Annotated in this window: 17 protein-coding genes and 1 riboswitch; of the genes, 5 read left to right on the forward strand and 12 right to left on the reverse strand. The window is 42.7% G+C overall.

What is annotated here, in order from left to right; genetic code table 11:
- Window positions 1–12: 12 nt before the first annotated feature.
- Entirely contained in the window at window positions 13–1,638 is a 1,626-nt protein-coding gene (locus NSA57_RS02770) for a response regulator (RefSeq protein ID WP_257463935.1), read from the reverse strand.
- A 483-nt stretch (window positions 1,639–2,121) separates the two neighbouring features.
- The gene (locus tag NSA57_RS02775; RefSeq protein WP_257463936.1) at window positions 2,122–3,297 is read right to left on the reverse strand and encodes a cation:proton antiporter; all 1,176 of its coding nucleotides are present in this window, start codon (window positions 3,295–3,297) and stop codon (window positions 2,122–2,124) included.
- 43 nt (window positions 3,298–3,340) lie between these two features.
- Window positions 3,341–3,418: riboswitch (Fluoride riboswitch) on the reverse strand.
- A 390-nt stretch (window positions 3,419–3,808) separates the two neighbouring features.
- Here NSA57_RS02775 and NSA57_RS02780 point away from each other — a divergent pair.
- From NSA57_RS02780 to NSA57_RS02790, 3 genes are all read left to right on the forward strand, one after another.
- On the forward strand, window positions 3,809–4,180 hold the full coding sequence (locus NSA57_RS02780) for a hypothetical protein (protein ID WP_147598358.1): 372 nt from the start codon (window positions 3,809–3,811) through the stop codon (window positions 4,178–4,180).
- Window positions 4,181–4,592: 412 nt separating this feature from the next.
- Window positions 4,593–5,459, forward strand: coding sequence for a damage-control phosphatase ARMT1 family protein (locus tag NSA57_RS02785; RefSeq protein WP_257464066.1), 867 nt, complete (start codon window positions 4,593–4,595; stop codon window positions 5,457–5,459).
- Window positions 5,460–5,623: 164 nt separating this feature from the next.
- Window positions 5,624–6,715, forward strand: a complete 1,092-nt coding sequence (locus NSA57_RS02790; RefSeq protein ID WP_147598360.1) for an ABC transporter ATP-binding protein — start codon at window positions 5,624–5,626, stop codon at window positions 6,713–6,715.
- A 312-nt stretch (window positions 6,716–7,027) separates the two neighbouring features.
- Here the strand turns inward: NSA57_RS02790 and NSA57_RS02795 are convergent, their stop codons facing one another.
- The 9 genes from NSA57_RS02795 to NSA57_RS02835 all read right to left on the reverse strand — a co-directional run bounded on the left by NSA57_RS02795 (window position 7,028) and on the right by NSA57_RS02835 (window position 21,681).
- Complete coding sequence (locus NSA57_RS02795) at window positions 7,028–8,710, reverse strand: glycoside hydrolase family 13 protein (protein WP_330671287.1); 1,683 nt, start codon at window positions 8,708–8,710, stop codon at window positions 7,028–7,030.
- Between the two features lie 15 nt (window positions 8,711–8,725).
- Window positions 8,726–10,477, reverse strand: a complete 1,752-nt coding sequence (locus NSA57_RS02800; protein ID WP_257463938.1) for a glycoside hydrolase family 13 protein — start codon at window positions 10,475–10,477, stop codon at window positions 8,726–8,728.
- A gap of 63 nt (window positions 10,478–10,540) precedes the next feature.
- A complete protein-coding gene (gene malQ / locus NSA57_RS02805) occupies window positions 10,541–11,998 on the reverse strand; it encodes a 4-alpha-glucanotransferase (protein WP_257463939.1) in 1,458 nt (485 codons plus the stop codon).
- A gap of 11 nt (window positions 11,999–12,009) precedes the next feature.
- Window positions 12,010–14,271: a glycogen/starch/alpha-glucan phosphorylase gene (locus NSA57_RS02810; RefSeq protein ID WP_257463940.1), complete on the reverse strand. Its 2,262-nt coding sequence runs from the start codon at window positions 14,269–14,271 to the stop codon at window positions 12,010–12,012.
- Between the two features lie 31 nt (window positions 14,272–14,302).
- Window positions 14,303–16,237 (reverse strand): amylo-alpha-1,6-glucosidase, encoded by a 1,935-nt coding sequence (locus NSA57_RS02815; RefSeq protein WP_257463941.1) that lies wholly within the window; start codon window positions 16,235–16,237, stop codon window positions 14,303–14,305.
- Between the two features lie 4 nt (window positions 16,238–16,241).
- Entirely contained in the window at window positions 16,242–18,161 is a 1,920-nt protein-coding gene (gene pulA / locus NSA57_RS02820; protein ID WP_257463942.1) for a type I pullulanase, read from the reverse strand.
- Window positions 18,162–18,176: 15 nt separating this feature from the next.
- The gene (locus tag NSA57_RS02825; RefSeq protein WP_257463943.1) at window positions 18,177–19,049 is read right to left on the reverse strand and encodes a sugar ABC transporter permease; all 873 of its coding nucleotides are present in this window, start codon (window positions 19,047–19,049) and stop codon (window positions 18,177–18,179) included.
- A 2-nt stretch (window positions 19,050–19,051) separates the two neighbouring features.
- Window positions 19,052–20,428 (reverse strand): carbohydrate ABC transporter permease, encoded by a 1,377-nt coding sequence (locus tag NSA57_RS02830; RefSeq protein ID WP_257463944.1) that lies wholly within the window; start codon window positions 20,426–20,428, stop codon window positions 19,052–19,054.
- A 17-nt stretch (window positions 20,429–20,445) separates the two neighbouring features.
- Window positions 20,446–21,681, reverse strand: coding sequence for an extracellular solute-binding protein (locus NSA57_RS02835; RefSeq protein ID WP_257463945.1), 1,236 nt, complete (start codon window positions 21,679–21,681; stop codon window positions 20,446–20,448).
- A gap of 394 nt (window positions 21,682–22,075) precedes the next feature.
- Here NSA57_RS02835 and NSA57_RS02840 point away from each other — a divergent pair, with 394 nt between their 5' ends.
- Both NSA57_RS02840 and NSA57_RS02845 read left to right on the forward strand, forming a co-directional pair.
- Window positions 22,076–23,107, forward strand: a complete 1,032-nt coding sequence (locus NSA57_RS02840; protein ID WP_257463946.1) for a LacI family DNA-binding transcriptional regulator — start codon at window positions 22,076–22,078, stop codon at window positions 23,105–23,107.
- Window positions 23,108–23,325: 218 nt separating this feature from the next.
- A complete protein-coding gene (locus tag NSA57_RS02845) occupies window positions 23,326–24,414 on the forward strand; it encodes a PucR family transcriptional regulator (RefSeq protein ID WP_257463947.1) in 1,089 nt (362 codons plus the stop codon).
- Between the two features lie 39 nt (window positions 24,415–24,453).
- Here NSA57_RS02845 and NSA57_RS02850 read toward each other — a convergent pair whose 3' ends face one another.
- Window positions 24,454–25,356, reverse strand: a complete 903-nt coding sequence (locus NSA57_RS02850) for an RpnC/YadD family protein (protein WP_257463949.1) — start codon at window positions 25,354–25,356, stop codon at window positions 24,454–24,456.
- Window positions 25,357–25,599: the final 243 nt, after the last annotated feature.

Below are 25,599 nucleotides of genomic sequence, written 5' to 3' on the forward strand. Positions count from 1 at the left end.
ATTTACTTTCTCCTACGAATGAAGTTTTCGATACAGCATTGGTTTGATTCCCACATATTTTGCAAATGTCTGACTAAAATATCTTGTATCTTTATATCCAACCTTTTCTCCAATTGCAGCTATTGTATCATTAGAATTTTGCAAAAACTCTTTTGCTTTTTCCATCCTTACATCCATTAAATATGTACTGATATTGATACCACACTCTTTTTTAAAAAGCACACTAAAATAAACTGGATTCAAATTTACAAGCTTTGCAATATCCTCCAAAACAATCTTTTCTGCATAATGCTCTTCTATATATTTTCTGGCCTGTCGAATTGGTTTGGCAGCCTCTTCCTTAATAGATTCACAACTCTCTTTCAAAAAATCTCCTAAATTCTGTTGTAAATATTTTTTTAGTTTACCTAATGTATAACAATGTTGACACCCTTCCTGTATATCTTTTCGAATCTTTTTAATCTCATTCTGTTTCATATCAAATTGATCAAAAAAATAATCTACCACATCTTTTGCCTTTAAATAGCATTCTGAAAAATCTTTTTTTTCATCTGTAAGATATTCTCTATACATAGTATTAATCAACATTTCCAACATTTCTACAGAATAACTTTCCAGACACTTTTTTATATTATTTTTTTCCAATGGAGATAAGTATTCTCTATCTAATTGCGTATCTGACTCTATCGATTCCGAATAGATCAATCTTCCTACACCCTCTTTGATACGATTTCCTATTGCCCGGTTTGCTTCTTTAATTGAAAATCTGATTTCTCCAAATTCTGATCTTTCTGTTCCCACCCCTATTGTCACTTCATACTGCTCAAATCCCAAAAGTTGTTCCTGTATATCTGATAATATTCTATTTATACACTCTTTTATCTTTTTCCGATTACTAACATCATAATTAAACAGACAGTAAATATGAAGATTTTCTTTTTTACATATCAATACTTCTTCTACCACATTTTCTAATATCTGTTCCACGATTTCTTCTATTTTCGTCACCATAAGTATATCTTGCTTATCATCCTTTTGGGAATAGTCTATATAGTCTAATTTAATATCTATTCCTCTATATATTTCTCCCTGAAGAGATACAGTAGAATCCGCCGGTTCCGTTGATATATCTGTCTCAATTATATTTTTTAAAAACTCTCTTTTTATGATATGGCGACTTTCTGTGACAACTTCCTGAAGCACCTTCTGTTCCTTTTCCGCTTTCCACTGTATATTTAATTCATCCACTATTTTTTTTAAATCCTTATTTAATTCTTTTTCATTCACTGGTTTCAGCAAATAATTCTCCACACCATACTGCATAGCTCTATGTGCATATTCAAATTCTTTATATCCACTGATAACAATAAACTTTATATCACATCCAATATTTTGGGTCATAGAAATAAATTCCAGGCCATCAATTTTAGGCATCCTAATATCTGTAATAACAATATCGGGATACTTTCCTTCCCTGATTTTTTTTAACGCTATTTCACCATTATCAACTACATCCATACATTCTAATCCAATTTCATTCCAATGAATTAGCTTTTTTATTAAAAGAGCAATTCTGATTTCGTCATCTATAATTAAAACTTGATACTTTTTCATCAAATACTTATCTTCCTTTCTCATAATTATTTCCGCTTTTATTTATATGATTATATCATTATTTTGTAAATAAAAATATAACAGATTTATATTCAAAATTTATTTTGTTTTTAATATTATTTAGTATTTCAACAAAATAGCCAGTATAATAAGATAATATACTGTAAATAAGTGAATTTGAAAAAGTACACAAAATCCTCGTTGTTTTGACTCTGCAGAATACACATATAAACCTTAAAATTTCTTTGTATACGCAGATTGCGGATTCTATTATGCCAAATTATGTATTTGTCATTTATGTATAATATATTTCATAAAACAATTAGATAATCTTTCTATTTTCCAAACCTTTTCTCCTAAAACAACTTCTTTTTTTCTTTAATATACCGTCGATAAATTCCATCACTCTCCATCATACCCTGATACACTATCATTTCTAATCTGTACAGTATTTATATAAATGCGTCAGTTCGTATACAAAACCTTCTACATTCGTACCAGACAACTTTATATTACCAGCCATTTTTTATACAACGAATCTATTGCAAGCGCCCCAAGCGGCGCTGTCAGTACAATCGCCAGCACTGCCACTGTCAGCACCATATCACCACAGGCAAATCCAAGGGAAAGGGGGATTCCGCCAATGGCAGCCTGAACCGTAGCCTTTGGCGTGTAGGCCAGCATACAGAACATTTTCTCCCGGCCTGTAAGGTCTGTTCCAGGCAAACATATAAACACACCAAGCATTCTGAATACCAGTGCTCCCAGGATTACTGCAAGTGCCTGAACACCCACTTTCCCAAAATATTCAATATTTACAGTAGCGCCGACCAAAACAAATAAAAATACTTCTGCCCCTACCCAAAGTTTTCCATATTTAACAGAAAGTCTTTTCGCAACAGCTTCTCTCTTCTTCTGCAGTCCGATTCCAATAAACATAATTGCGATCAGCGCTGAAAATGTAATTGGTGTATTGAGATGGTCTTCTATCACTACAAGAAGGAAAGAAACACTTAATATGATAAGTACTTTAGCTGTATCCCTAAGGTGTACTTTTTTAAAATAGTACGCAAAAAAGGTACCGAGCAGCAGTCCAAGCACACCCCCCAGAAATATAGAAACCGGAACGTTAAGAAAGCTTGTCACGGAAGCGCTTTCACCCTGCATCATTCCTGTAAAGGTTGAAAACAAAACAATCACATACACATCATCCACAGATGCGCCTGCCAGAATCAGCTGTGGGATTCCTTTGTTTACACCATATCCCTCATCCATAAGCTTAACCATTCTCGGTACAACAACTGCAGGAGAAACTGCCGCCAGTACAGCCCCCATAATGGCTGCCTCCAGAACAGTCAGCCCCATAAGCTTTGGGGCCAGCAGTATCATTCCAAGGATTTCCAGACTTGCAGGAACAAAACACATCAGCACTGCCGGTCTTCCGATTTTTTTCAGCCCTGACAGATCAAGCCCCAGGCCCGCTCTGGTCAGAATAATGATCAGGGCAATTTTCCGTAATTCTGACGATATGCCCAGGATACTTTCGTCTAACAAATCAAGCATGTATGGGCCAAGAACAATACCGGTAACCAGCATTCCCAGTAAACCCGGAAGTTTTATTTTCCGGTATATCCAGCTCATGGACATACCAACCAGTAAAATTAATGAAATACTTAATAACATAAATTCCTCCTCAATAACAAAAAGCCGACACCTCTGCCTTATATTTATTGCAGAAGTCATCAGCTTTTATAAGCGGTTTAAGTGTGAACTACTTAGGGAGACATTCATTCCCCGATAAAATATGATAAATTGTCTGTCTTGTATATTATAATCCAACCATTCTTTTAAGGCAACAATAATTGATTCATAAATAATAAAATCACTGACTTTTCCTGATTTCTGTAAGCAGCGTAAACCATATCTTTGCCTTATTAAAGTAATCGGAAAAGAAGCAATTCTGAATATTCCGGGTACAACGGCAGCTCCAAACCGTAAATAACGCAGGCCGTATAGTGGCAAAACAGAAGTTCAATTTCCCTGAAACTGCATAAAATCAAAGAATTTGTCGAACGATTTTTCTTGTTGTCCCCTTCTTTAGATGCTATACTTTTTACAGGCAGTAAAGGTAATCATGCTTGATCCTCTGCAGACATCATAACATCCCGTTTTGCGCAAAACAGGAGATTTTTCTTTGCTGAAATCAACTACAACAGGAGGCGATGTTATGCTGAAAATGCTGATTCGTATGGATAATCATAAAATAGAAACGGAACAGAAATATAATTCGGAAAGTATTTATTCCACACTGAACAATGCCTTTTCCCGTATGAGATTCCAGAGAATTTCCGATGAAACCAATGCCCTGGTCTACTGTGATAACGAGACCGGTCAGACACATGGCAGCTTTTGTCAGATCATAAATTCTCTCAAAAAACAAGGCTGGTTTATGGAGAATGTAAGTGACTGGATCCTGTATCACAGTGACGTTTCCGATAATCCGGGAGATTTCAGGGAAGAAGATCTTCTGGCCCGGTATCAACGCAGGCGCAGTATAAAAGCCTGAATTATCATGCCTGTTATTTAACCACCACCGAATATACAGGAAAGAATTGCCCGGGAGCATCTGTTTTCCCAGGTGATTCCTGAGCTGTTTCTGCATCATGTAGCTTCTGTGTCTGTCACACTGGATACTCATAGAATGCTTTCTGTCTGTGGATTATGATTCCATTGTCTTTCCGTAGATTCTTATAAATATTGCAGCGTCATCTCACTATAGTTTCTTATTCATTTGTCTTTCTGTAAATTCTTATAAAGCTGTCTCTCTGAAGCTTCTTATTCAGTTCCTCCCTGTAAGCTTTTATGAAATTCACCATCTCCCTCTTGCCCGGTTTCTCCCTGTGTCCTATAATATTTTTATCAAACTGGCCCCTGAATCCGGGCGGAAAGGACTACAAATGAAATTAAATCCCTATTGCATGTGCTGTGCAGTAAATAAACAGGAAGAAAAAATCCGGAAATTTCCAGACATGGATAAGAAAACCGAATATATGAAAAAGGTCATGTCAATTCTTTCCAGTGCCAAAGAACAGGACTGCTCTCCCAGCCTTTCTGTTGAGGTCAAAAGGCTCTACAGCGAATTCTGGAATTGTCCTGCTGAAGATTACACGGAAATAAAAAAAGAATTCAACCAGCTTATGCTGAATGTGGAAGCTTCTGTTGAGGAAAAAATCCGTACTTCCGCAGACCCTCTGGAAACAGCGCTTCTCTATGCCCGCATTGGAAACTATATTGATTTTGCAGCTTTGGAAAATGTAAGTCAGGAAACAATGCTTAAGCTTCTGGAAAATGAAAATCAGGAACCTCTGAGCCAGACGGAATACGCCAACTTCCAAAAAGATCTCTCCACAGCTAAAACTCTTGTTTATCTTACTGATAACTGCGGAGAAATTGTTCTTGATAAACTTGCCGTTAAAATTTTGAAAGAAAAATATCCCCAGCTGAATATTACCGTCATTGTACGGGGATATCCTGTTGTCAATGATGCAACCATGGAAGATGCTGAAGAAATCGGACTTACTGATATTGTAAAAGTAACTGGAAACGGAAGCAACGTAGGCGGAACCTGGTTCCCTGGACTCAGCAATGAAGCCCGGACGCTTCTGGAACAGGCAGATGTGATTCTTGCAAAAGGCCAGGGTAATTTTGAAACCATGAACGACTGCGGCCTGAATGTCTACTATCTGTTTCTCTGCAAATGCGACCTGTTCCAGAGACGCTTCCACGCAAAAGCGCTTCAGGGAATGTTCCTGAACGAACGCAGAATACAGATGGAAATGGTGTAGCAAAATGACTGATCTTTCTGTTCTTTTCGTCAATCTGTCAACAAACCTCTGAAATATTTGTAGGATTCTTCTCTGGTACATTTTATAGCTTTTCGTTATACTAAGTACAGTTCGAAACAAGAGCAAAACTATATTTTACAAATATTACCTGGAGGGAAATTAAAATGGCAAGTTTATCATTAGAGCACATTAACAAAACCTATCCGAACGGCTTTGAGGCTGTTAAGGATTTTAACCTTGAAATTGAAGATAAAGAATTTATCATCTTTGTAGGACCATCCGGATGTGGAAAATCCACAACTCTTCGTATGATCGCAGGTCTTGAGGAGATTTCCGGCGGTACTCTTAAAATCGGCGACAAAGTTATGAATGATGTAGAGCCGAAGGATCGTGATATCGCAATGGTATTCCAGAACTACGCTCTGTATCCTCACATGACTGTTTATGATAATATGGCATTTGGTCTGAAGCTCCGCAAGGTTCCGAAGGATCAGATTGACAAACAGGTTCGTGAAGCTGCAAGAATCCTTGACCTTGAGAAACTTCTTGACCGTAAACCGAAAGCTCTTTCCGGTGGTCAGAGACAGCGTGTTGCCATGGGTCGTGCAATCGTTCGTAATCCTAAGGTATTCCTTATGGACGAGCCTCTTTCCAACCTGGATGCAAAGCTTCGTGTACAGATGCGTATTGAGATCTCCAAGATCCATCAGAGACTGGGCGCTACTATCATCTATGTAACACATGACCAGACAGAGGCTATGACTCTTGGTACCAGAATCGTTGTTATGAAAGATGGTGTTGTTCAGCAGGTAGATACACCTCAGAACCTGTATCAGAAACCAGGCAACCTGTTCGTAGCAGGATTCATGGGATCTCCGCAGATGAACTTCCTTGACGCTGAGATCAAAGAAAACGGTTCTGATCTGGTTGCTAAGATCGGCAATGACGAGGTTGTTATTCCGGCAGAAAAAGCAAAAGTTCTCAAAGATAAAGGCTATGTAGGCAAAACAGTTGTTATGGGTATCCGTCCTGAGGACGTTGCAGATTCCGCTAACGGTTCCATGTCCTCTATCGTTAAAGTATACGAGCTTCTCGGAGCAGAAGTATTCCTGTACTTCGATGTAAACGGAACTCAGATCACAGCTCGTGTTGATCCTCGTACAACAGCTAAAACCGGCGATCCGATCAGCTTCGACTTTGATATGGACAAAGCTCACTTCTTTGACAAAGAAACTGAACTTGTTATCACAAACTAATCCTGATATGATTTCACCCCCGGAAGATTTCCGGGGGTGTTTTTTAGGCTCCTTATCAAAAATCAAAATAAACTATTTGTCTGCAGCCTGTCAATATCAGCTTTATATTTGGGCTCTGTGTCAAGTTTGGGGGTAGGATTCTTAGAATCCTGCCCTATTACTGCATTTTGAGCCTTTATATTTCTGCCTGCTTTCCCGAAACTTCCGGTGTCTATCCTGTCAGATAAACAGCCAGGATTCATAAAAAACATTCGGGCGAAAGGTTTGCCATTGGTATTTCTGCCAACATAATAACAACCATTTTTCCATAAATCAGATCTCAGTTCCTGTCTCTGCTTTCTCCCATATCATCGCTTCATAGGGTCTCAGCTTCTGCTGGGAAGGCAGATTATTGTAGTTGTGAATCAAAAGCTTCACTCCATTGTCCCGGCTCTTAGCGGCGCCATCCTCGTCTGCAGGCACTCCCCACTCCTTTAACAGCGGACACTCCACCTCTTTATCTGTAAAATTGGCTGCCACCAGCAGTTTCCTGCCCTCATATTCCCGCACATAAGCAAAAATATTTTCGTCTTCCGGCAGCAGCAGGGTAAAATCGCCATCAACAAAAATGCTGTTTTCTTTGCGGAGATGAATCAGCTTTTTATAATAATGAAAAACAGAGTTCTCATCCTGAAGCTGGCTTCGGGCATTTATTTCTGTATAGTTGGGATTCACACCCAGCCATGGAGCTCCTGTTGTAAATCCTGCGTTTTCTGTATCATCCCACTGCATGGGAGTTCTGGCATTGTCACGGCCCTTTGCATAGATGGATTCCATAATATCCTTCTCTGCATAGCCCTTTTCCAGACGCTCCCTGTACATATTTCGGATCTCGATATCCTGATACTGTTCAATGGAATCAAAACGCACATTTGTCATACCCAGCTCCTCTCCCTGATACACATAGGGAGTTCCTTCCATTCCATGAAGAACAGTTGCCAGCATTTTTGCAGATTCCACTCTGTATTCTCTGTCATTGCCCCAGCGGGATACGATTCTCGGAAGGTCGTGATTATCCCAGAAAAGGCTGTTCCATCCGCAGCCGTGAAGCTCCTTCTGCCATTTTTCCAGGCATTTCTTCAGCTTCACAAAAGGCAGGGGACAGAAATCCCATTTTTCTTTTCCCGGTTCCTGATCCAGCATCATATGCTCAAACTGGAACACCATGGAAAACTCGCTTCCGTCCGGCTTACTGTAAAGCTTTGCCCTGTCAATATCTGCTCCCCAGGCCTCTCCAACTGTGATCAGATCTCCTTTCTGGAAGGTTTCTCTGCTTAATTCCTGAATAAACTCGTGAAGTCTCGGTCCGTTATTAGTAATCTTAAGATCCGGCTCCTTGGCAATCTGGTCGATCACGTCCAGACGGAAGCCGCCAACACCTTTGTCCATCCACCAGAGGATCATATCATAGATTTCTCTTCTGACCTTAGGATTTTCCCAGTTCAGATCCGGCTGCTTCACGGAAAACTGATGAAAATAATACTGCTTTAACTCAGGCACCCACTCCCAGGCCGGGCCGCCGAATACAGATCCCATATCATTTGGATAAACGCCCTCTTCACCATCGCGCCATACATAGTAATCATGATAAGGATTGTCCTTGCTTTTTTTTGCCTCAGTAAACCAACGGTGTTCATCAGAGGAATGATTCAGCACCAGATCCATAATAATACGGATATTTCTCTTTTTTGCCTCAGAGATCAGCTGCTCCATGTCATCAAGATTTCCGAACATGGGGTCAATATCCTGATAATCGGAAATATCATAACCGTTGTCATCCTGGGGAGATTTACACACCGGAGACAGCCAGATGGCGTCAATGCCAAGCTCCTGAAGATAGTCCAGTCTTTTTATAATTCCCTGGATGTCGCCGATCCCGTCTCCGTTACTGTCCTGAAAGCTTCGGGGATAAATCTGGTAAACCACAGAATTCTGCCACCATTTTTTATTGTTCATATCCATTTCCTCCTGTTAAATCCTTCGTATGAGAGTTCCGTTTTTTGCAAGGCTTCCATTCATATAGCCCCGGGCAAAAAGGATTTCTCCCTGTTCTTCCACTTTTATGGAATCCTCTGAACAGTTCAGCAGCACTTCAATTTTCTGATTCTGTTCATCCAGCTTAATATATTCCACGCAGCGCTTCTCCTGATAATTTCCCGGAAAATGAAAGTACAGGCTTTTAAAAGAAGGCTCCTGCTTTCTCAGGGAAATCAGCTTTTTCATTTCTGCTATACGCTGTCTGTTTTCCTCTGAATCCAGTTCCTGCCAGGGCATACAGCGTCTGCAGTCCGGATCGTGGCCGCCCTCCATTGCAATTTCTGTTCCATAGTAAATACAGGGGCTTCCCGGCATGGTAAACAACACTGCAAGCTGCTGATAAAACATATCCAGATCATGAAAACGGTTCATCAGTCTCTCCGTATCATGGGAATCCAGAAGATTAAAAAGTACATTGTTGCACTGCTGCATGTACATAGTATAACAGTGATTGACCATATATTCAAAGTCCTGTTTTGTCATTGCCTTATCAATAAAAAAGTCATGGATGCCGCTCATCAGAGGATAATTCATAACAGAATCATACTCGTCTCCCATAAGCCACTGGCTTGCGTCATGCCAGATCTCGCCAAGAAGATAAATATCCGGCTTCAGCCTTTTTACCCGCTCTCTCATTTTTTTGAGAAAGCTGTGGGAAATCTCATTTCCAACATCAAAGCGGATGCCGTCAATGTCATAGTCACGGATCCAGCTTTCACAGAGATTACAGAAATACTCCTGCACTTTTTCGTTATTGGTATTCAGCTTTGGCATTCCATCCGCAAAGGCAAAGGAATAAAATCGTCCATCCCTGGTATCTGCCTTTTTCTTAAGGTCACTCCAGTCATTGATCATAAACCAGTCTGCATATTCAGAAGCCCGTCCATTTTCCTGCACGTCCATCCAGGGAGCAAATTTTGGCCCGCAATGGTTAAATACTGCGTCCACCATCACACGGATGCCGTGATCGTGAGCTTCCTTTACCAGAAGAGAGAACTCCTTCTCATCTCCAAAGACCGGATCGATCTTTTCATAATCTGTTGTATCGTATTTGTGATTGGATTCTGCCTCCATAATGGGATTCAGATAAATTCCATTGATCCCCAGCTCTTTCAGATAATCCAGCTTCTGACGGATTCCGGAAAGATTTCCTCCATACCGTTCTCTGTTGGTAACCGGTCCGGTTCTCCAGGGAAGAATATCCTCTGTATTTTTCTCCGGTGTTCCATTGCAGAACCTGTCAGGAAAAATCTGGTACCATATAGTATTGTTCACCCAGTCCGGCGTCATGTTCAGATCTGCCGGATTCATCCAGGGAACAATAAAACACTGGAGCATTCTTCCATCCATATGAAGCTGCTCCTCTGTAAGAAAACCGTCCTCAAAATAATACCAGGTTTCCTTGTCTGTCTGAAGCTCAAAATAATATTTGCATCTTTTATATAGCGGCGCAAGGGTGGTCGTCCACCAGAGCTGATGCTTCAGCCGCTTTTTGTAGCAGATTTCTTCCCGTTTCCCTGTCCATTTTTCTTTTCCGCCCAGAATACCTGCATCAAACGGGTCTCCATAATGTATGAAGACCCGTTTGACATCATAACCGGTTTTTATGTTCACGATCAGCTGGTTTTCATTGTACGGATAGCTCATCTGCTCTGAAGTTTTATGATAAACCCCGGTAAATTCCATATGTTATTTCCTCGTATAATAAGCGTATGACCACCAGAAATGATGGTTGTACGCTTATTCTTTCTATAGATTTATAGATGATAAATGTCCTGCATATTTTTTAAGACCTGCTTCTATCCTGTCCCCGTCCGGCATCCTCCATTCCCAGTTTGGACTTCCCACAGTACCCGGAGTGTTCAGTCGTGCTTCTTTTCCCATTCCAAGAATATCAGAAAGAGGAACAATTGCGTACTCTGCTTTGCTTCTCCAGGTATATTCCAGAAGCCTGTCCTGTACAGAACCGTTTTTGATGCCCTGTTTTTTCAGGAAACGGCGGAGCTTTCTTCTGGCCGGAACACTAAGCTCCTGATACCATTCCCTCAGTGTACTGTTATCGTGGGTTCCGGTATAGATGATCATGTTTTCCTCATCCGGAAAGCTGTCTGCCGCATATTTACCTGAAATATCAAGGACAAATTCCAGAACCTTCATTCCCTTCAGATGATAATGTTCTTTTAAGGTAAGAACCTCCGGCCGGAGATCTCCCAGATCCTCTGCGATCAGTTCCACATCCGGAAGCTTTTCGGTAAGCATGTCCAGAACTTCGTAACCGGGAGCCTCGATCCATTCCCCTTCAATGGCTGTGGGACAGGTTGCCGGAATTTTCCAAAAGGTGTCAAAAGCCCGGAAATGATCAATACGGATCATATCAAACAATCTGCTGCTGTACCCGATCCGGTCAAGCCAGAACTGATAATCATTTTTTTTGAGATAATCCCAGTCATAAATGGGATTTCCCCATCTCTGTCCTGTGGCACTGAAATAGTCAGGCGGAACTCCTGCAATAAAGATGGGACGGCCGTCTGTATCCAGAAGGAAGTTGTCCTTACCTGCCCACACATCCACAGAGTCCACTCCCACATAAAAGGGCACGTCTCCCATAATCCGGACCCCAGCGTCATTGGCAGCTTTTTTTACTGCCATCCACTGACAGTAAAAAACATACTGAAGGAACATCTGGTAGTAAACCTCTTCCTTTATATGATCCGGAACCTCTGCCCCTGTTTCCGGCCAGCTCTTATCCTCATCTTTCCACTCATTCCAGCAGCGGTTTCCGTTTTCCTTTTTTAAGGCGCGGAACATTCCGTAGTTTTTTACCCAGGGCTGCTCCACAAACCCCTGATAATCCTCTGTTTCCTGAAAATTGCTGCAGGCTTCCCGGAGATAAGGCTCCTTCCATTCTCTCACCGCCTGATAGTCCACCTTTGCCGCATTTTTGCGAAAAGCCTCAGGCAAAACTTTCAGAAGTCCCTGCTTATACAGCTCTTCCAGACTGATGTAGATTTCATCTCCCGCACAGGAGGAATAAGGCTGATACGGAGAGTTTCCATAGCCTGCAGGATTCAGGGGAAGTATCTGCCATATCTTTACTCCTGAATGTTTCAGATTTTTAATAAACCGAAAGGTGTCAGCTCCCAGCTCTCCCACTCCTGTACTGGAGGGAAGAGCTGACACCGGCATCAAAATTCCTGATTCTTTCATAATATACCTCTTTATGACAGCTTCCAGATATCACGATTGTACTCGGCAATGGTACGGTCCGCAGAAAAGTATCCGGCCTTTGCAATGTTTACCAGAGCTTTTCTTGACCATGCTGCCTCGTCCTCATAATCTGCCAGCATTTTTTCTTTTGTTTCAATATATTCTTTTACATCCAGAAGAGCCATAAACCAGTCTTTGGAGCGGATTTCTTTATACAGTCTTTCCAGATTTTCCATATCTCCGATAGCTTCCAGCTCTTCTCCCTTAATAAACTCAACCAGCTCACGGATCATTTCATCTTCCTGATACAGAGTCTCCGCGCTGTAGGTTTCCTCTTCGTAAAGATGGATCACATCCTCAGAACGTTTTCCGAAAATATAAATATTCTCGTCTCCGACAAGCTGATGGATCTCCACATTTGCCCCATCCTCTGTTCCCAGAGTCACTGCGCCGTTCAGCATAAACTTCATATTTCCGGTTCCTGAGGCCTCCTTGGAAGCAAGAGAGATCTGCTCGGAAATATCGCAGGCAGGGATCAGCTTTTCTGCCTTGGTTACATTGTAGTTTTCCACCATAACGATCTTCATGTATTTATTTACATCAGGATCCTTTTCGATCAGCTCCTGCAGGCACAGGATTAGATGAATGATATCCTTGGCAATGGTATACGCCGGAGCTGCCTTTGCCCCGAAGATCATTGTCAGCGGACGTTTCGGAAGATTTCCTTTTTTGATCTCCTTATATTTATAAATTGCATAAAGTGCGTTCATCTGCTGTCTCTTATACTCATGGAGACGCTTGATCTGGATATCAAAAATCGCGTTTGGGTCGATCTCCACATTCTGAGTCATTTTCAGATAATCTCTCAGCTCTTCCTTGGAATGCATTTTGATCTGACAGAGTTTTTTCAGTACAGTCTCATCATCTTTATAGTCCAGAAGCTTTTCAAGCTTTGTGGCATCCTCAAGATATTCCTCGCCGATCAGCTCTTCCAGATAAGCCGCCAGATCATGATTACAGTGCTTCAGCCATCTGCGGAAGGTGATTCCGTTTGTTTTATTGTTGAATTTTTCCGGATAAATATCGTAGAATGGTTTCAGCTCAGATTCCTTCAGGATCTCTGTATGAAGGGCAGCCACACCGTTTACCGCATATCCGTAATGAATATCAATATGCGCCATATGCACACGGTCATCCTTATCTATAATAGCAACACGCTCATCACTGTAATCTTTTTTTACACGGGCATCCAGTTCACGGATCACAGGCATAAGATGAGGAACCACCTTTTCAAGATATGCAACCGGCCATTTTTCCAGAGCCTCTGCAAGAATGGTATGATTGGTATAAGCGCAGGTCTTTCTCACAACATCAATGGCAGTATCCATGTTAAAGCCTTTTTCCATAAGAAGACGGATCAGCTCCGGGATCACCATGGTGGGGTGAGTATCGTTGATCTGAATTGCCACGTGGTCGTAGAGTCTGTAGAGATCGTAACCGTTGTCCTCTGCTTCTTTCAGGATCAGCTGCGCGGCATTGCTGACCATAAAATACTGCTGGTAAATACGAAGAAGCTGGCCTGCCTCATCACTGTCATCCGGATAAAGGAACAGGGTCAGGTTCTTTTTGATATCGTTTTTGTCAAAGCTGATACCGTCGCCGATGATACTTTCATCCACAGTGTCTGTGTCAAAAAGATGCAGGCGGTTGCAGTTGTTTTTATATCCCGGAATTTCAATGTCATACATGACAGAGGTCAGGGTAAAATCCTTAAAAGGAACCTGGAAAGTTGTTTCTGTTCTTGTAAGCCAGGAATCCTCTGTAATCCATGGATTCTTTTCTTCCTTCTGCTTATGGTCCACAAAAGTCTGACGAAACAGACCGTCATGATAATTTAATCCCACACCGTCTCCGTTCAATCCCAGAGTTGCTATAGAATCCAGGAAACACGCTGCCAGACGTCCAAGGCCGCCGTTTCCAAGAGAAGGCTCCTGTTCAATCTCTTCAATATCCGTAAGGTGATGACCGTTCTTTTCCAGAACCTCTCTTGTTTCCTCAAACAGCCCAAGGTTAATCAGATTATTGGAAAGAAGCTTGCCAATCAGAAATTCTGCTGAAATATAGTACAGCTTTTTCTTTCCTTCGTTCCGCTTCATATGTTTCATTTTATCTTTTGTGATCAGAAGAAGCGCTGTATAAATCTCCTGACTGGAGGCTTCCCTGATGGTTTTGTGATATCTTTCCTGTAATACCTGCTCTAATAATTTCTCCATAACTGTCTCCTCTTTTCTATTCATTCTATGTTCAGAGTTTTTCCAGTGCTTCATATACTCTCAGGATCTCTCCCACGCTCCATGCTTGGGCAAAGCATCCCTTTGACCTTGTAGGATTTTCGCCGTCATAGATTTCCGGAAGCTGTCCGATACAGCCCTCTCTCATGGCTGCTTCCATAACCTCAAGCTGCTCTCTCACGATTTTTTTTGCTTCCGGGCTGTACTGATTCACCTTCAGATATGCAAGATAATAAGCTCCCAGAGGGAACGTCCATACCGTTCCCTGATGATAAGCCATATCCCTGTCTTCCATTTTCCCCTGATAAAGTCCATGAAATTCCTGATCTTCCTGTTCCAGGGTACGAATTCCATATGGAGTGTAAAGCTTTTCAAAAACAGTTTCCACTACCTGCTGTTCTTTTTCCGGGTCCAGCATGGTAAAGGTCAGGGATACTGCCCAGATCTGATTGCACCGTATCTGAGCATCTGCCTTTGTTCCGGAAACAAGATCTTTTAAACATTTTTTGTCATCCATCCAGAACTTATCCACAAAAGAAGCTTTTACTTTCTCTTTTAGCTGTGTATAAACTGCCTTTTTATCTGCTGTCTCTGCAAGCTCATCCATAATACACAACGCGTTATACCAGTAAGCATTGATTTCCACAGGCTTGCCGTGACGGGGCGTGGGAAGAATATCTCCTACCCGCACGTCCATCCAGGTTACCTGCCACAGCCCTTCCCCTGACTGGATCAGACCATCCTCATCCATATGGATTCCATAGTCGGTTCCCTCCCGGTAAGCCTTTATGATCCGCTCCATCACCGGATACATTTCCTGCACAAAAGCTCTGCCCCCGGCAGCCTGATAATAAAGATACACACAGTTGATAAACAAAAGCGCCGCATCCACCGTATTATAAAGGGGGTCGTTTCCGCCCTCCGGAAAAAGATTCGGCATCAGCCCTCTCCGTTCATGAACTGCAAAGGTTCTGAGAATCTCCTTGGCTGTTTCATACTGTCCTGTGGAAATGCACACGCCCGGAAGAGCAATCATGGTATCTCTTCCCCAGTCCTCAAAAAACGGATAACCTGCAAGAATGGTTCTTCCGTTGGTAGATTCCCTTCTGGAAACAAACTGGCTGGCGCTTTTTACCAGCTCTTTTGCCATTTCCTTATGAAGTCCCGCCTTTGCTTCCAGAGCTTTGCGGTAAGTCTGCATTTCCAGAATGATAACGTCTGCATCCTGATCTGCATTTTCCATGGAGTATACAAGCTTCAGGATTTTTTCCTCTCCCGGCTGAACGCTTTCTGTGATTATGTGTCCGGACTTTGCAAGACCGGTCTCCCTTCGTCCGTCACAGGCGTCATAGCTGTAAAAATATGTTTCCTGTATTTCTTCTATATTATCCAGTGTTCCATTTGTCTGGAAATAGAGAGTCATTCCATTGGAAATCACTGCATTTTTCGTATACTGAAACTTTTGCTCTGGTTCCGGCTCACTGCCCTTTGGGGTAAACTGATAAAAGGGCATCACTTTCAGTTCCGCTGTTTTTCCACTGCGGTTTCTGATACTGTAGCGGACTGCCACTGTGTTTTCCCCCTGCTTCATGGCAATTTCCCTGCGGATCTCCACTCCATGAACAAGGAATCTCCATATGGGCATATCGTCAAATACAAAAGAGGAAAGATAAGGACAGCCCTCTTCTTTTTGTCCGTCTGCAAACTCCTGGGAAGAGAGAACAATCTCCTCTTTACCAAAACACAGACTTTCCTTCAGACGATGCACCATATTGTATCTGTGGTTGGGAGCCTGCACACATGCCATCAGAAGGGCGTGATCGTTTCTTGATACAGAACCTGTCATGGTCAGAGAAGAAAATCCACCCAGGCCATTGGTAAGAAGATAACAGTTTTCCTGTCCTCTTTCCAGATTTTTCAGCTCCTGTTTTCCGTAAATCCACTTCATATCCTTACCTCTGTCCCAGGATCAGCGCGCTTACCGGCGCAGCCTCTGCCTTTTGTGTATTTTTTGGTTCCTTCCAGAGAAAACTGTTTTCTCCATTCAGAAGAATTTCCCAGTTTCCTTCCGGAAGCTCTCTTGTTACTGTTTTTTCTGTTCTGTTATAAATGATCAGAAGCTTTTTCCAGGGGGATGTCTTTGCTTCGTCCCGGTTATCCACCAGAAATCCAACTGCGCCGTCTTCTTTCCACTGCCCGGAAATCCTTTTCCGCGCCTCCTCTGATTTGTCACAGAGGCCGGGGAGCTGTTTCCGAAGAGCGATCAGTCCCTGATAGTACTGTCTTAACTCCTGATATTCATAAGCCCGTTCCCAGTCTAGTCTGTTCAGCTCTATGGGCGCGTTGTAGGTATTCTCATATCCGTCCTTTGTTCTGGCAAATTCCTCGCCGGAAAGAAAAAAAAGATTTCCCTGACAGGTCATATAAATTGCTGCTGCCAGCCGGTTCACTTTTTCCCGCTGTTTTTCATCGGAAATGGTTTTTTCAAGCTTATCCCAAAGCGTCCAGTTGTCGTGAGCGGACACATAGGTAATGATCTGGCTTGGGGTCTTTACACTGTCTTTTCCCCACCAGGCAGTTACACTGTTCAGGATTTTATCCTCCATGCCCTCTGCCCCGTTGACAAAGCCCGGTGTTTCCGCCTCAAACACATGCCCCTTAATGGCGTCTCTTGTATCATCGCAGAACATACCTACATTTTTGTCAAGAAGCTGTATATTGCTTTTCAGAGCCGGAGCCGCGCCGTCCTCCATGGCTGTCACATCAGCCGCCCATGGTTCGCCGTAGATCAGGATTTCTCCCTCTCCGTAAACAGTATCGAGTTCTCTTCGGATGCGGTTCATAAGCTCCACGTCAAGAAGTCCCATAAGGTCGAAGCGGAATCCGTCAATATGATATTCCCTTACCCAGTAAAGCACCGAATCCAGAATATATCTGGCGCACATAGGACGCTCGCTTGCCACATCGTTTCCACAGGCAGAGCCATTGGAAATCTCTCCGTTTTTGTCTGTGCGGAAATAATACCAGGGCACTGTACGATTCAGGTTATTATCCAGTGAATACATATGATTGTAAACCACATCCATAATCACACGAAAACCATTTCTGTGAAGGGCCTGGATCATTTCCTTAAATTCCCGGATACGCACTTCCCCATGTTCCGGATCTGTGGAATAGGACCCCTCCGGCACATTGTAATTCACCGGATCATAGCCCCAGTTAAAGTCTGTTTCACTTTTTTCATCTACAGAGCCGTAATCATATGCAGGCATGATCTGCACATGAGTAACTCCAAGCTCTTTCAGATAATCAAGTCCGGTAGGATGCACACCGTTCCCGTGAAGTGTGGTATGCTCTTCTGTAAAGGCTCTGTATTTTCCACGGTTTTCCTTTTTAAAGCCACCGGAAGCATCCCAGGAAAACTCCTTTACATGAAGCTCATAGATCACATTTTCAGGGGACGGCTCCGGTCGTTTATCCTCATCCCAGACCTGTGGATCTGTTTTTTTCAGGTTACATACCATGCTGCGGTTCCCGTTTACCCCACATGCCCTTGCATAAGGATCCCCGGTAACTGTTTTTTCGCCGTCAAATGTGAGTTCATAATCATAGTAAACTCCGTGGAGGCTTTCCCCGGTGCGGTATGCCCAGACACCTTTTTCTTCTTTTTCCATGGAAACGACCTGATGACAGGAAGCTTTTTCCCCGTCTTTATAAAAACGAAGCTTCACGTTCTCCGCCAGAGGGCTCCACAGAAGGAAGGAGGTCCCTTCCTCTGTGCAGACAGCCCCCAGGTCACTGCCCTCATACAAATATTTTTTCTGAAATTCTGAAGAATGATATAGTCTCTTTAATTCCTGTCTCGTCCTCATAATTCTCCTTTTTCATTAACCCTTAACTGCGCCGGATACTCCATCTACATAATATTTCTGCATACACAGGAAAAGAATCGCAATCGGTATGGAAATCAGAACAGCCCCTGCCGCAAAGCTTGTATACCAGCTGTCAATATATTCTTTTTCCAGCATCTTCCAGAGACCAATGGCAATGGTATACTGGTCTGAGTTTGCACGGCAGATAACTTTTGCAAAGATGAAGTCCAGCCATGGAGCCATAAACGCTGTAAGTACTGTATAAACAATGATCGGCTTACTTAACGGCAAAGTTACTTTTGTAAATACCTGCCATTTGGTACAGCCGTCCAGAATAGCAGCCTCATCCACTGCATAGGGAATGGTATCAAAAAATCCCTTGGCGATCTGGAAGCCCAGTCCTGCGCCGCCTGAATAACAGAGGATCAACGCTACCCTGATAAGATTTCCTTCTGTCAGTCCTGCAGCCTTTAAGATAAAGTACACAGCCACCATGGACATAAATCCCGGAAAAAGTCCCAGTATCATTGCCATATTCATGTATGGCTTTCTCAGCTTAAATTTCAGTCTTGACAGACAGTAGGAAACTGCCAGTGTATAAAAGGTTGCGATCAGGCAGGAAAAAAATGCAATAATCAGGGTATTCATGAACATCCTGGGGAAGTTCAGAATCGATGTATCGGTAAACAGTTTAATATAGTTATCCAGTGTATAAGACCGGGGCAGAAACGTAGAAACATAAGAGCCCTTTTCTGCACGGAAGCTTGTGAGCACAACCCAGACAATAGGGAATACCCAGATAAAGGCCAGAATTGCCAGACTTACATGTACAATGGTATTGTTTACAAAACGCTTTGTTTTTGCTGACTTATATTTTGCTGCTGCCATCTTTAAATTCCTCCTTCTTTATAGGACTTGCTGTTGCGGTAAGTAAGAAGCGCTCCCACCGCCAGAATAATAAAGGTCAGAATTCCGATCACTGCTCCGATATTATAGTACTGTTTATCAATGGTAAGCTTATAGAGCCAGGTAACAAGCAGGTCTGTTTTTCCGGCTGTGGACGCCAGATCCGTAACCGGATCTCCTCCAGAAAGAAGATAAATAATATTAAAATTATTTACGTTTCCGGTAAAGGTCACGATCAGATACGGAGTTGTCACATACAGCATATACGGAAGTGTGATCCTGAAAAATCTCTGTATCGCATTGGCTCCGTCCACCTTTGCCGCTTCATAAAGCTCCTCCGGAATATTCTGCAGAACACCGGTAAGCTGGAGCAGTGTATAGGGAACACCAACCCAGATATTAATAACAATTACAGTCACTCTCGCCCATGTTGGATCTGTAAAGAACGGAAGGCTTGCGTCTGCCCCGATCCATCCCAGATTTCTTAAAAGTACGTTTACCGCGCCGTTTGGCTGAAGCATGGTTCTCATAATAAGAAGAGAGACAAACATGGGAACCGCACAGGAAAGTACGAAGCAAAATCTCCAGAATCCCTTGGCTTTTGTATCCTTACGGTTGATCACCATAGCAAGGATCATACCGAAAATGTAGTTACTAAAGGTTGCAAAGAACGCCCACACCAGGGTCCATCCAAGAACTGACCAAAAGGTGCTTCCCAGAATACTGTTGGAATCAAACAGCGCCTTAAAGTTTTCCAGTCCTACCCAGTCAAAAAGCATCAGGTGATTTCCGATCTTACTGTAATTGGTAAACGCCATACAGATCATAAAGATCAGCGGCAGGATCGTAAAAATATAAATAGCTGCCACAGGCGGAGTCATCAGAAGTCTGTGAGGATTCTCATGAAGCAGAGATTTCAGATCTTCTGCAAAAGTATTCACATGCTGTCCGTTTTTGTCCAGACATTCTGCTTTGTAAGCGCTTTTAAGAGTACCTCTCCAAACCCAGATCATAAGCAGTGTCAGAAAGACCGTTGCCACTCCGTAGAGCAGGATCAGTACTGACTGATCGCCCTGTGTGTACACATAAACCTGATTTGCCTCATCCCAGACCTCTTTCTGGGGAACACTTCCCAGAGAGCCCAGCATACTCAGGAATCCGATGCCGTTCACCAGCATAAATACAAGATACGCAGCTTCTATTGCCAGATATAAAAGACCTTTGATCTTTTGTTTGTGCACAAAGTTTCCAAATCCCATCAGTACCATGGAAAGTTTTGTCTCAATCCCGCCTTTTTTAATGGCGTTCATACAGGTATATGGTGTGGAAAATTCGTCTTTTGTTTTCTTTAATTTCAACATTTTCCTGTCCCCTTCTTTTAAATACCGTCGCTGTTCATCGCCTCATTCATATCCTCTGTCTGCTGCAGAGAATTTTCATGGGTCACGCTTCCGTTCCGGATACCTTTTCCCATATTTTCCACCGGAACCCAGCAGTTGTTCATCTTAGCCACAAAAGGCTGAAGAATGGAAGTCCGGTTAAAGGTGTCGTTCTGCGCAGAAACAAGCGAATCTGCAGCAATGTCTTCTTCTTCAAGAAGCTCTGTGTTACAGGGGATCACATTTCTCAGTTCGTAATGTGTTCTCTGTGCATCTGCAGAGCCCAGATAAACGGCAAGCTCTACTGCCGCTACCATATTTTTACTGTAAGGGTTCACGCCAATCGCCTTGGATCCGGCATAAGCTGTCATCTGTTTTTTCTGACCATTCAAGGTATAAGTCGGAAGAGCCGCGGCGCCCATATTTTCGCCAAGGGCTTCCTTTACGGCATTGGCGTCCCAGGAACCGGAGAAGATAGCGTTGATGCTTCCGTCACGAAGTCCTGCAAGACCGGAACCGTCTGCATCAATTTCAAAATTCGGATTTGCAGCCAGATCGATCAGATAGTCCGTTACCTCTGCCGCTTTTTCTCCGCCAAAATCCACCCCCTGGGATTCATCTGTTCCATCTCCGAAGAGAGTACAGCCGTTTCCAATGTAGAAAGACGGAAGATACCAGGAATTGGTAAATGGAAGAGAAACCGTTCCCTTCTCCAGCATGGTATCCAGATTTTTAATATCCTCCTCAGAGAAAACACTCTTATCATAATACATAAACCAGGTATTTGTGGTAAACGGAACACCGTAAAGATCTCCATCCTTTACCAGAGATTCCAGAACCTCCGGAGAGTTGGTTGTTTCGATCTCTTCTCTGTACTTTCCACCAAATTTCGCCAGTGCATTGGCGTCTGTCATAATTGTCAGTGTATCGTTGGCATACATAAATACATCTGCGCTTGCCACCGGATCCTGTGCCACCTGATTTGCCGCTGTTGCCTCGTCAGCAATTCCATACACAAACGTGATGTCCCATTCCGGATGAAGCTCCGCAAAGTCCTCACAGCTGTTCTGGAGCCACTGGCCGCTGTCTTTGGACTGATCCTCAGAAGGAGACCATACCATAAGACGTACCTTTTCCTTTGCTCCGGTCTTTTCTCCTGAAGCTCCTCCACAGCCTGCAAGACTGACTGCAGCAAGAACTCCGACCATCAGAAGCACTGTTCTTCTCTTTCCCATTTTTCTTTTCTCCTTGTGTTTCGTTATGTTTCGTTACTTGTAATATACAACACCCCGAAAAAAACGTCAATATATCAGATGCTTTTCTCTGTTTTTCACATTTTTATATTGTTATTTTTGTGCATTTTTTATAATTTCTCTGTTCGCTGATATACTTTTCGAAACAAGTAAGATCAAAAGAATTGCATTTTTCCTCATGTTTCGATATAATTAAAGTCAAAGAATCCAGACATTTGAACTGTTTTTAAGTACAATCCGCAGTTTCCGAATAAACAGGCAGGATTAAAAGCAAACTGTTTATACAGTCACTATTCTGCTTTTAAGGCTCTGTCTTTTCGGATTTACACGGCTGCTCTTTTATCTCAGATATGTCTGGCAAAAGGAAGGTACACATATGGCAACAATACAGGATATCGCTGACAAACTTGGCGTTTCCAAGGGAACTGTGTCCAAAGCAATCAACAATGCTCCCGATATAAGCGAAACTTTACGAAAAACAGTGCTTGATACTGCAGTAGAAATGGGATATACCAGACTGCGGCGGCAAAAAAATGATGCAAAACGTTTCTGCATCCTAATCGAAAATATGGAATATGAAGAACCTCATCAGTTCGGATATGATTTTGTGATCGGCTTCCGGCAGATGGCAGAACCTGCAGGATATGTAGTAAATGTGGTTCCTGTAACAGCAAAGCTTCAGAAAAAAACTCCCTATGATGTTTTTATGCTCCAGAATGATTATGCTGGCGCCTTTGTCCTGGGGTTTTCTCTGAACGATCCCTGGATGGAGGATTTTAAAACAAGCCACACTCCAACTGTTCTTTATGACAACTATATTCCCGCCAATCCCTTTATCGCTTCTATCGGAATTGACAATAATGAAGGAATGGCTCTTGCTGTATCTCACTTAAAAAAACTTGGGCACCGAAAGATCGGATATTTAAGCAGCGCACTTGGTGCTTATATTATGCAGGTGCGCCACAAGGCGTTTTTCCATGCGCTGAAACAGAACGGGCTGAAGGCTGATCCCGATTACGCAGGCGCTTCTTACTATGTAACCCAGTGTATTGAAAAGCATCTGCCCCGACTTCTGAATATGGGAATGACTGCCATTATCTGCAGCCACGACCAGATTGCCAACGCCGCTATGGTTCAGTGTCAGCAGCTGGGATACCGGGTCCCGGGAGATATCAGTATTATCGGTTTTGACGATCTGCCTCTGTGCGCCTATACTTCTCCGCCTCTGACTACCATCCGCCAGGACCGGATCGAGCTTGGCAAATGTGGTTTTTATGCCATAGACAGTATTATGAACAAAGTTTCTATCGGAACCATTTATCTTCACGCTCAGCTGATTGAACGAAATTCCACCGGACCAGCGCCTCATAGCCCGGCAGAGGATGAATCTTCCGGATTTTCAAGATAATCCACAGCTTTGGTTACTGTTCACTCTGTTTACAGTAACCTGCTTTGTCACTGAATCCTGTGCAAAGCATTTTATATTACAGGAAATTTCAGCTATGATACAGGCTGCAATATTCTTTACCAGAAAGTCCGGTACAGAATTTACTACTTTCCCGGCAGATAAAATACAGGAGCCGGCTTTGTTTCATTTATAACTACAGTAGAAAGAGGGATGATCTCATGTCAATACAGCGAACCTTACAGAAATATATGGATGACTGGAAAACCATCAGCAATCTTGATTTTTGTCTTATCAATGATGAAAACGAAGTTTTTGTAACTACCTGCTCCCGTTCACTTCCTTCAGAAAAAAAGCTCAGTGAATTCAGGGAAAGCAATGCTCTTATCATGGCAAACACCAGCCGCTGTCTTTATAAAGTCCTGTATAAAGAAGAGCTGGCCTATATCCTTATTGTGTGGGGAAGCGGAGACAGTGTTCCCACCATTGGAGAACTGGCTGTCTGCCAGGTACAGAGTCTTCTGGAAGCCTATGCAGAAAAAAATGACAAAAACACTTTTATGCAAAAACTTCTTCTGGGAAATTATCAGGACGTAGAAGCCTTTAACCGCGCCAAAAAGCTCCATATCTCTTCCACTGCCAGACGGGCAGTTTTTCTGGTGGAAACCCGCCAGGCCAGAGACGAACACGCTCTTGCCACTATCCGGAATATCTTTTCCGCCCGTACAAAAGATTTTATTACCTCTGTAGACGATTCCGGAATCATTGTAATCCGGGAGCTTTCCTCTACAGAATCAGACGAGGATATGGAAGATATTGCTTTTATGCTGGTAGACATGCTTGGAACTGAAGCCATGACCCAGGCCTGGGTTTCCTACAGCAACACAGCCGATGATCTCCTCCAGCTTTCCAATGCCTACAAAGAAGCAAAAACAGCTATGGAAATCGGAAAGATCTTTTACTCAGAAAAAAATGTTTTCAGCTATCGCAAGCTTGGAATTGGCAGGCTGATCTATCAGCTCCCGGTTTCTGTGTGCGAAATGTTTATCCAGGAGGTATTTGGCAGTGAATCTCTGGATTCCCTGGACAGTGAAACCCTTGCCATCATCCGTACCTTCTTTGAGAACAACCTGAATCTTTCCGAAACCTCCAGACAGCTTTATGTCCACCGGAACACTCTTGTGTACCGCTTTGAGAAAATCCAGAAAAAGTTCGGGCTGGATCTCCGTACCTTTGAGGATGCCCTGACCTTTAAGCTGGCCATGCTGGTAAGCGGGTATGTAACTTATCATAAAAACGGCCGGAGCTGATGCTCCGGCCTGAATTCTTTGTTGTGCTTCTCACAGTCACTATTTATTATTTTGTTCTTCCAAAAGCTTCTTCAAACGTTGAATCTCCTCCTCTGCCGCCTCCACCTTGCGACGTGCAAGCTCTGTGTTTTTTCGTTCCATGGCAATGCCCTGTTGGATTCCCTTTTCCAGCCCCTGTTCAATTCCCCGCTGAATCAGCTTATCTGATTCCAGTTCCAATACCTTTCCGCCCATTACATCACCAAATCCTTTCTTTACTTTTTCTTTGTCTCTGAACACATAATCTGCAATCCGGATGATCAGCTCAACCATATCCCGGTATGCTTTTTCATTTCCTTTCTCAAGAAAATTTTTCTCCAGATACTTCTCGATTTTTGCATACTCATCTAAAAGTTCCTTCCATTTTTCGCTGTCCGTGTCCAGTTCCTTTTCCTGTTCGTATTTTATTACATGGTACGGCAGCAAAAACAGCAAATGCTTCTGCAGCATATCATCACAGGTAAACCTCTGCACCTGTACAACAGGAACCGTGTATTCCACTGTATTACCATTTGGCATCACAATCTCTACAGATATCGTATCCCTCTTTTTTATGCCCCGCAAATACAATACGCAGGACTGCGGAAAATACATCCGATATCTGCCATTTTCCTTCTGTACCTGTTCCAGACTGATTGCAAAATCATATTCAATCATTCGGATCACCATAGTAGAATCGTCTGTACTCTGACATTCTATATGGTAAATCCGATTTGCAATCAGCAAATGGGAATCTGTGATTATCCTGCCGTTTTGTGTCTGATGTTCATTTCTCTTTTGTATGATTTTAACATCCTCCGGATAGGAAGTGCCAAAAACTTCATTGATCAGCGGCACTGCCAGCTGCGGCATCTTTTCCAACATAGTCCGGAACACATCATCAAAAATAGTACTGCTTTCCATAAGACATTCCTTTCTTTATGTAACTTATATTATCAGCTTTCGGGTTTTGTCTTATGTATTTTAAGAAATGTTATCAGCCTGTATATTTTATTCCGGAAACTCCCGGAATCCTTATCTTCTGTGGAAATGGTGCTGGTCTTTGTTTTCCCTCCTTATCATGTTAAATGATTAATAATTATAATCTATAAATGAGCAAACTTGAAGAAGTACACAAAATTATCGTTGCTTTGTGAAATGCACATA

Source organism: Blautia caecimuris, assembly GCF_024622975.1.
Classification (GTDB): domain Bacteria; phylum Bacillota; class Clostridia; order Lachnospirales; family Lachnospiraceae; genus Blautia_A; species Blautia_A caecimuris.

Coding starts and splice junctions, on each gene's coding strand:
- NSA57_RS02835 (WP_257463945.1), bottom strand. CDS start 21,681: ATGGGAAAGAGAAGAACAGTGCTTCTGATGGTCGGAGTTCTTGCTGCA.
- NSA57_RS02825 (WP_257463943.1), bottom strand. CDS start 19,049: ATGGCAGCAGCAAAATATAAGTCAGCAAAAACAAAGCGTTTTGTAAAC.
- malQ (WP_257463939.1), bottom strand. CDS start 11,998: ATGAAAGAATCAGGAATTTTGATGCCGGTGTCAGCTCTTCCCTCCAGT.
- NSA57_RS02850 (WP_257463949.1), bottom strand. CDS start 25,356: ATGGAAAGCAGTACTATTTTTGATGATGTGTTCCGGACTATGTTGGAA.
- NSA57_RS02770 (WP_257463935.1), bottom strand. CDS start 1,638: ATGAGAAAGGAAGATAAGTATTTGATGAAAAAGTATCAAGTTTTAATT.
- pulA (WP_257463942.1), bottom strand. CDS start 18,161: ATGAGGACGAGACAGGAATTAAAGAGACTATATCATTCTTCAGAATTT.
- NSA57_RS02815 (WP_257463941.1), bottom strand. CDS start 16,237: ATGAAGTGGATTTACGGAAAACAGGAGCTGAAAAATCTGGAAAGAGGA.
- NSA57_RS02800 (WP_257463938.1), bottom strand. CDS start 10,477: ATGGAATTTACCGGGGTTTATCATAAAACTTCAGAGCAGATGAGCTAT.
- NSA57_RS02775 (WP_257463936.1), bottom strand. CDS start 3,297: ATGTTATTAAGTATTTCATTAATTTTACTGGTTGGTATGTCCATGAGC.
- NSA57_RS02785 (WP_257464066.1), top strand. CDS start 4,593: ATGTGCTGTGCAGTAAATAAACAGGAAGAAAAAATCCGGAAATTTCCA.
- NSA57_RS02810 (WP_257463940.1), bottom strand. CDS start 14,271: ATGGAGAAATTATTAGAGCAGGTATTACAGGAAAGATATCACAAAACC.
- NSA57_RS02830 (WP_257463944.1), bottom strand. CDS start 20,428: ATGTTGAAATTAAAGAAAACAAAAGACGAATTTTCCACACCATATACC.
- NSA57_RS02840 (WP_257463946.1), top strand. CDS start 22,076: ATGGCAACAATACAGGATATCGCTGACAAACTTGGCGTTTCCAAGGGA.
- NSA57_RS02790 (WP_147598360.1), top strand. CDS start 5,624: ATGGCAAGTTTATCATTAGAGCACATTAACAAAACCTATCCGAACGGC.
- NSA57_RS02795 (WP_330671287.1), bottom strand. CDS start 8,710: ATGAACAATAAAAAATGGTGGCAGAATTCTGTGGTTTACCAGATTTAT.
- NSA57_RS02845 (WP_257463947.1), top strand. CDS start 23,326: ATGTCAATACAGCGAACCTTACAGAAATATATGGATGACTGGAAAACC.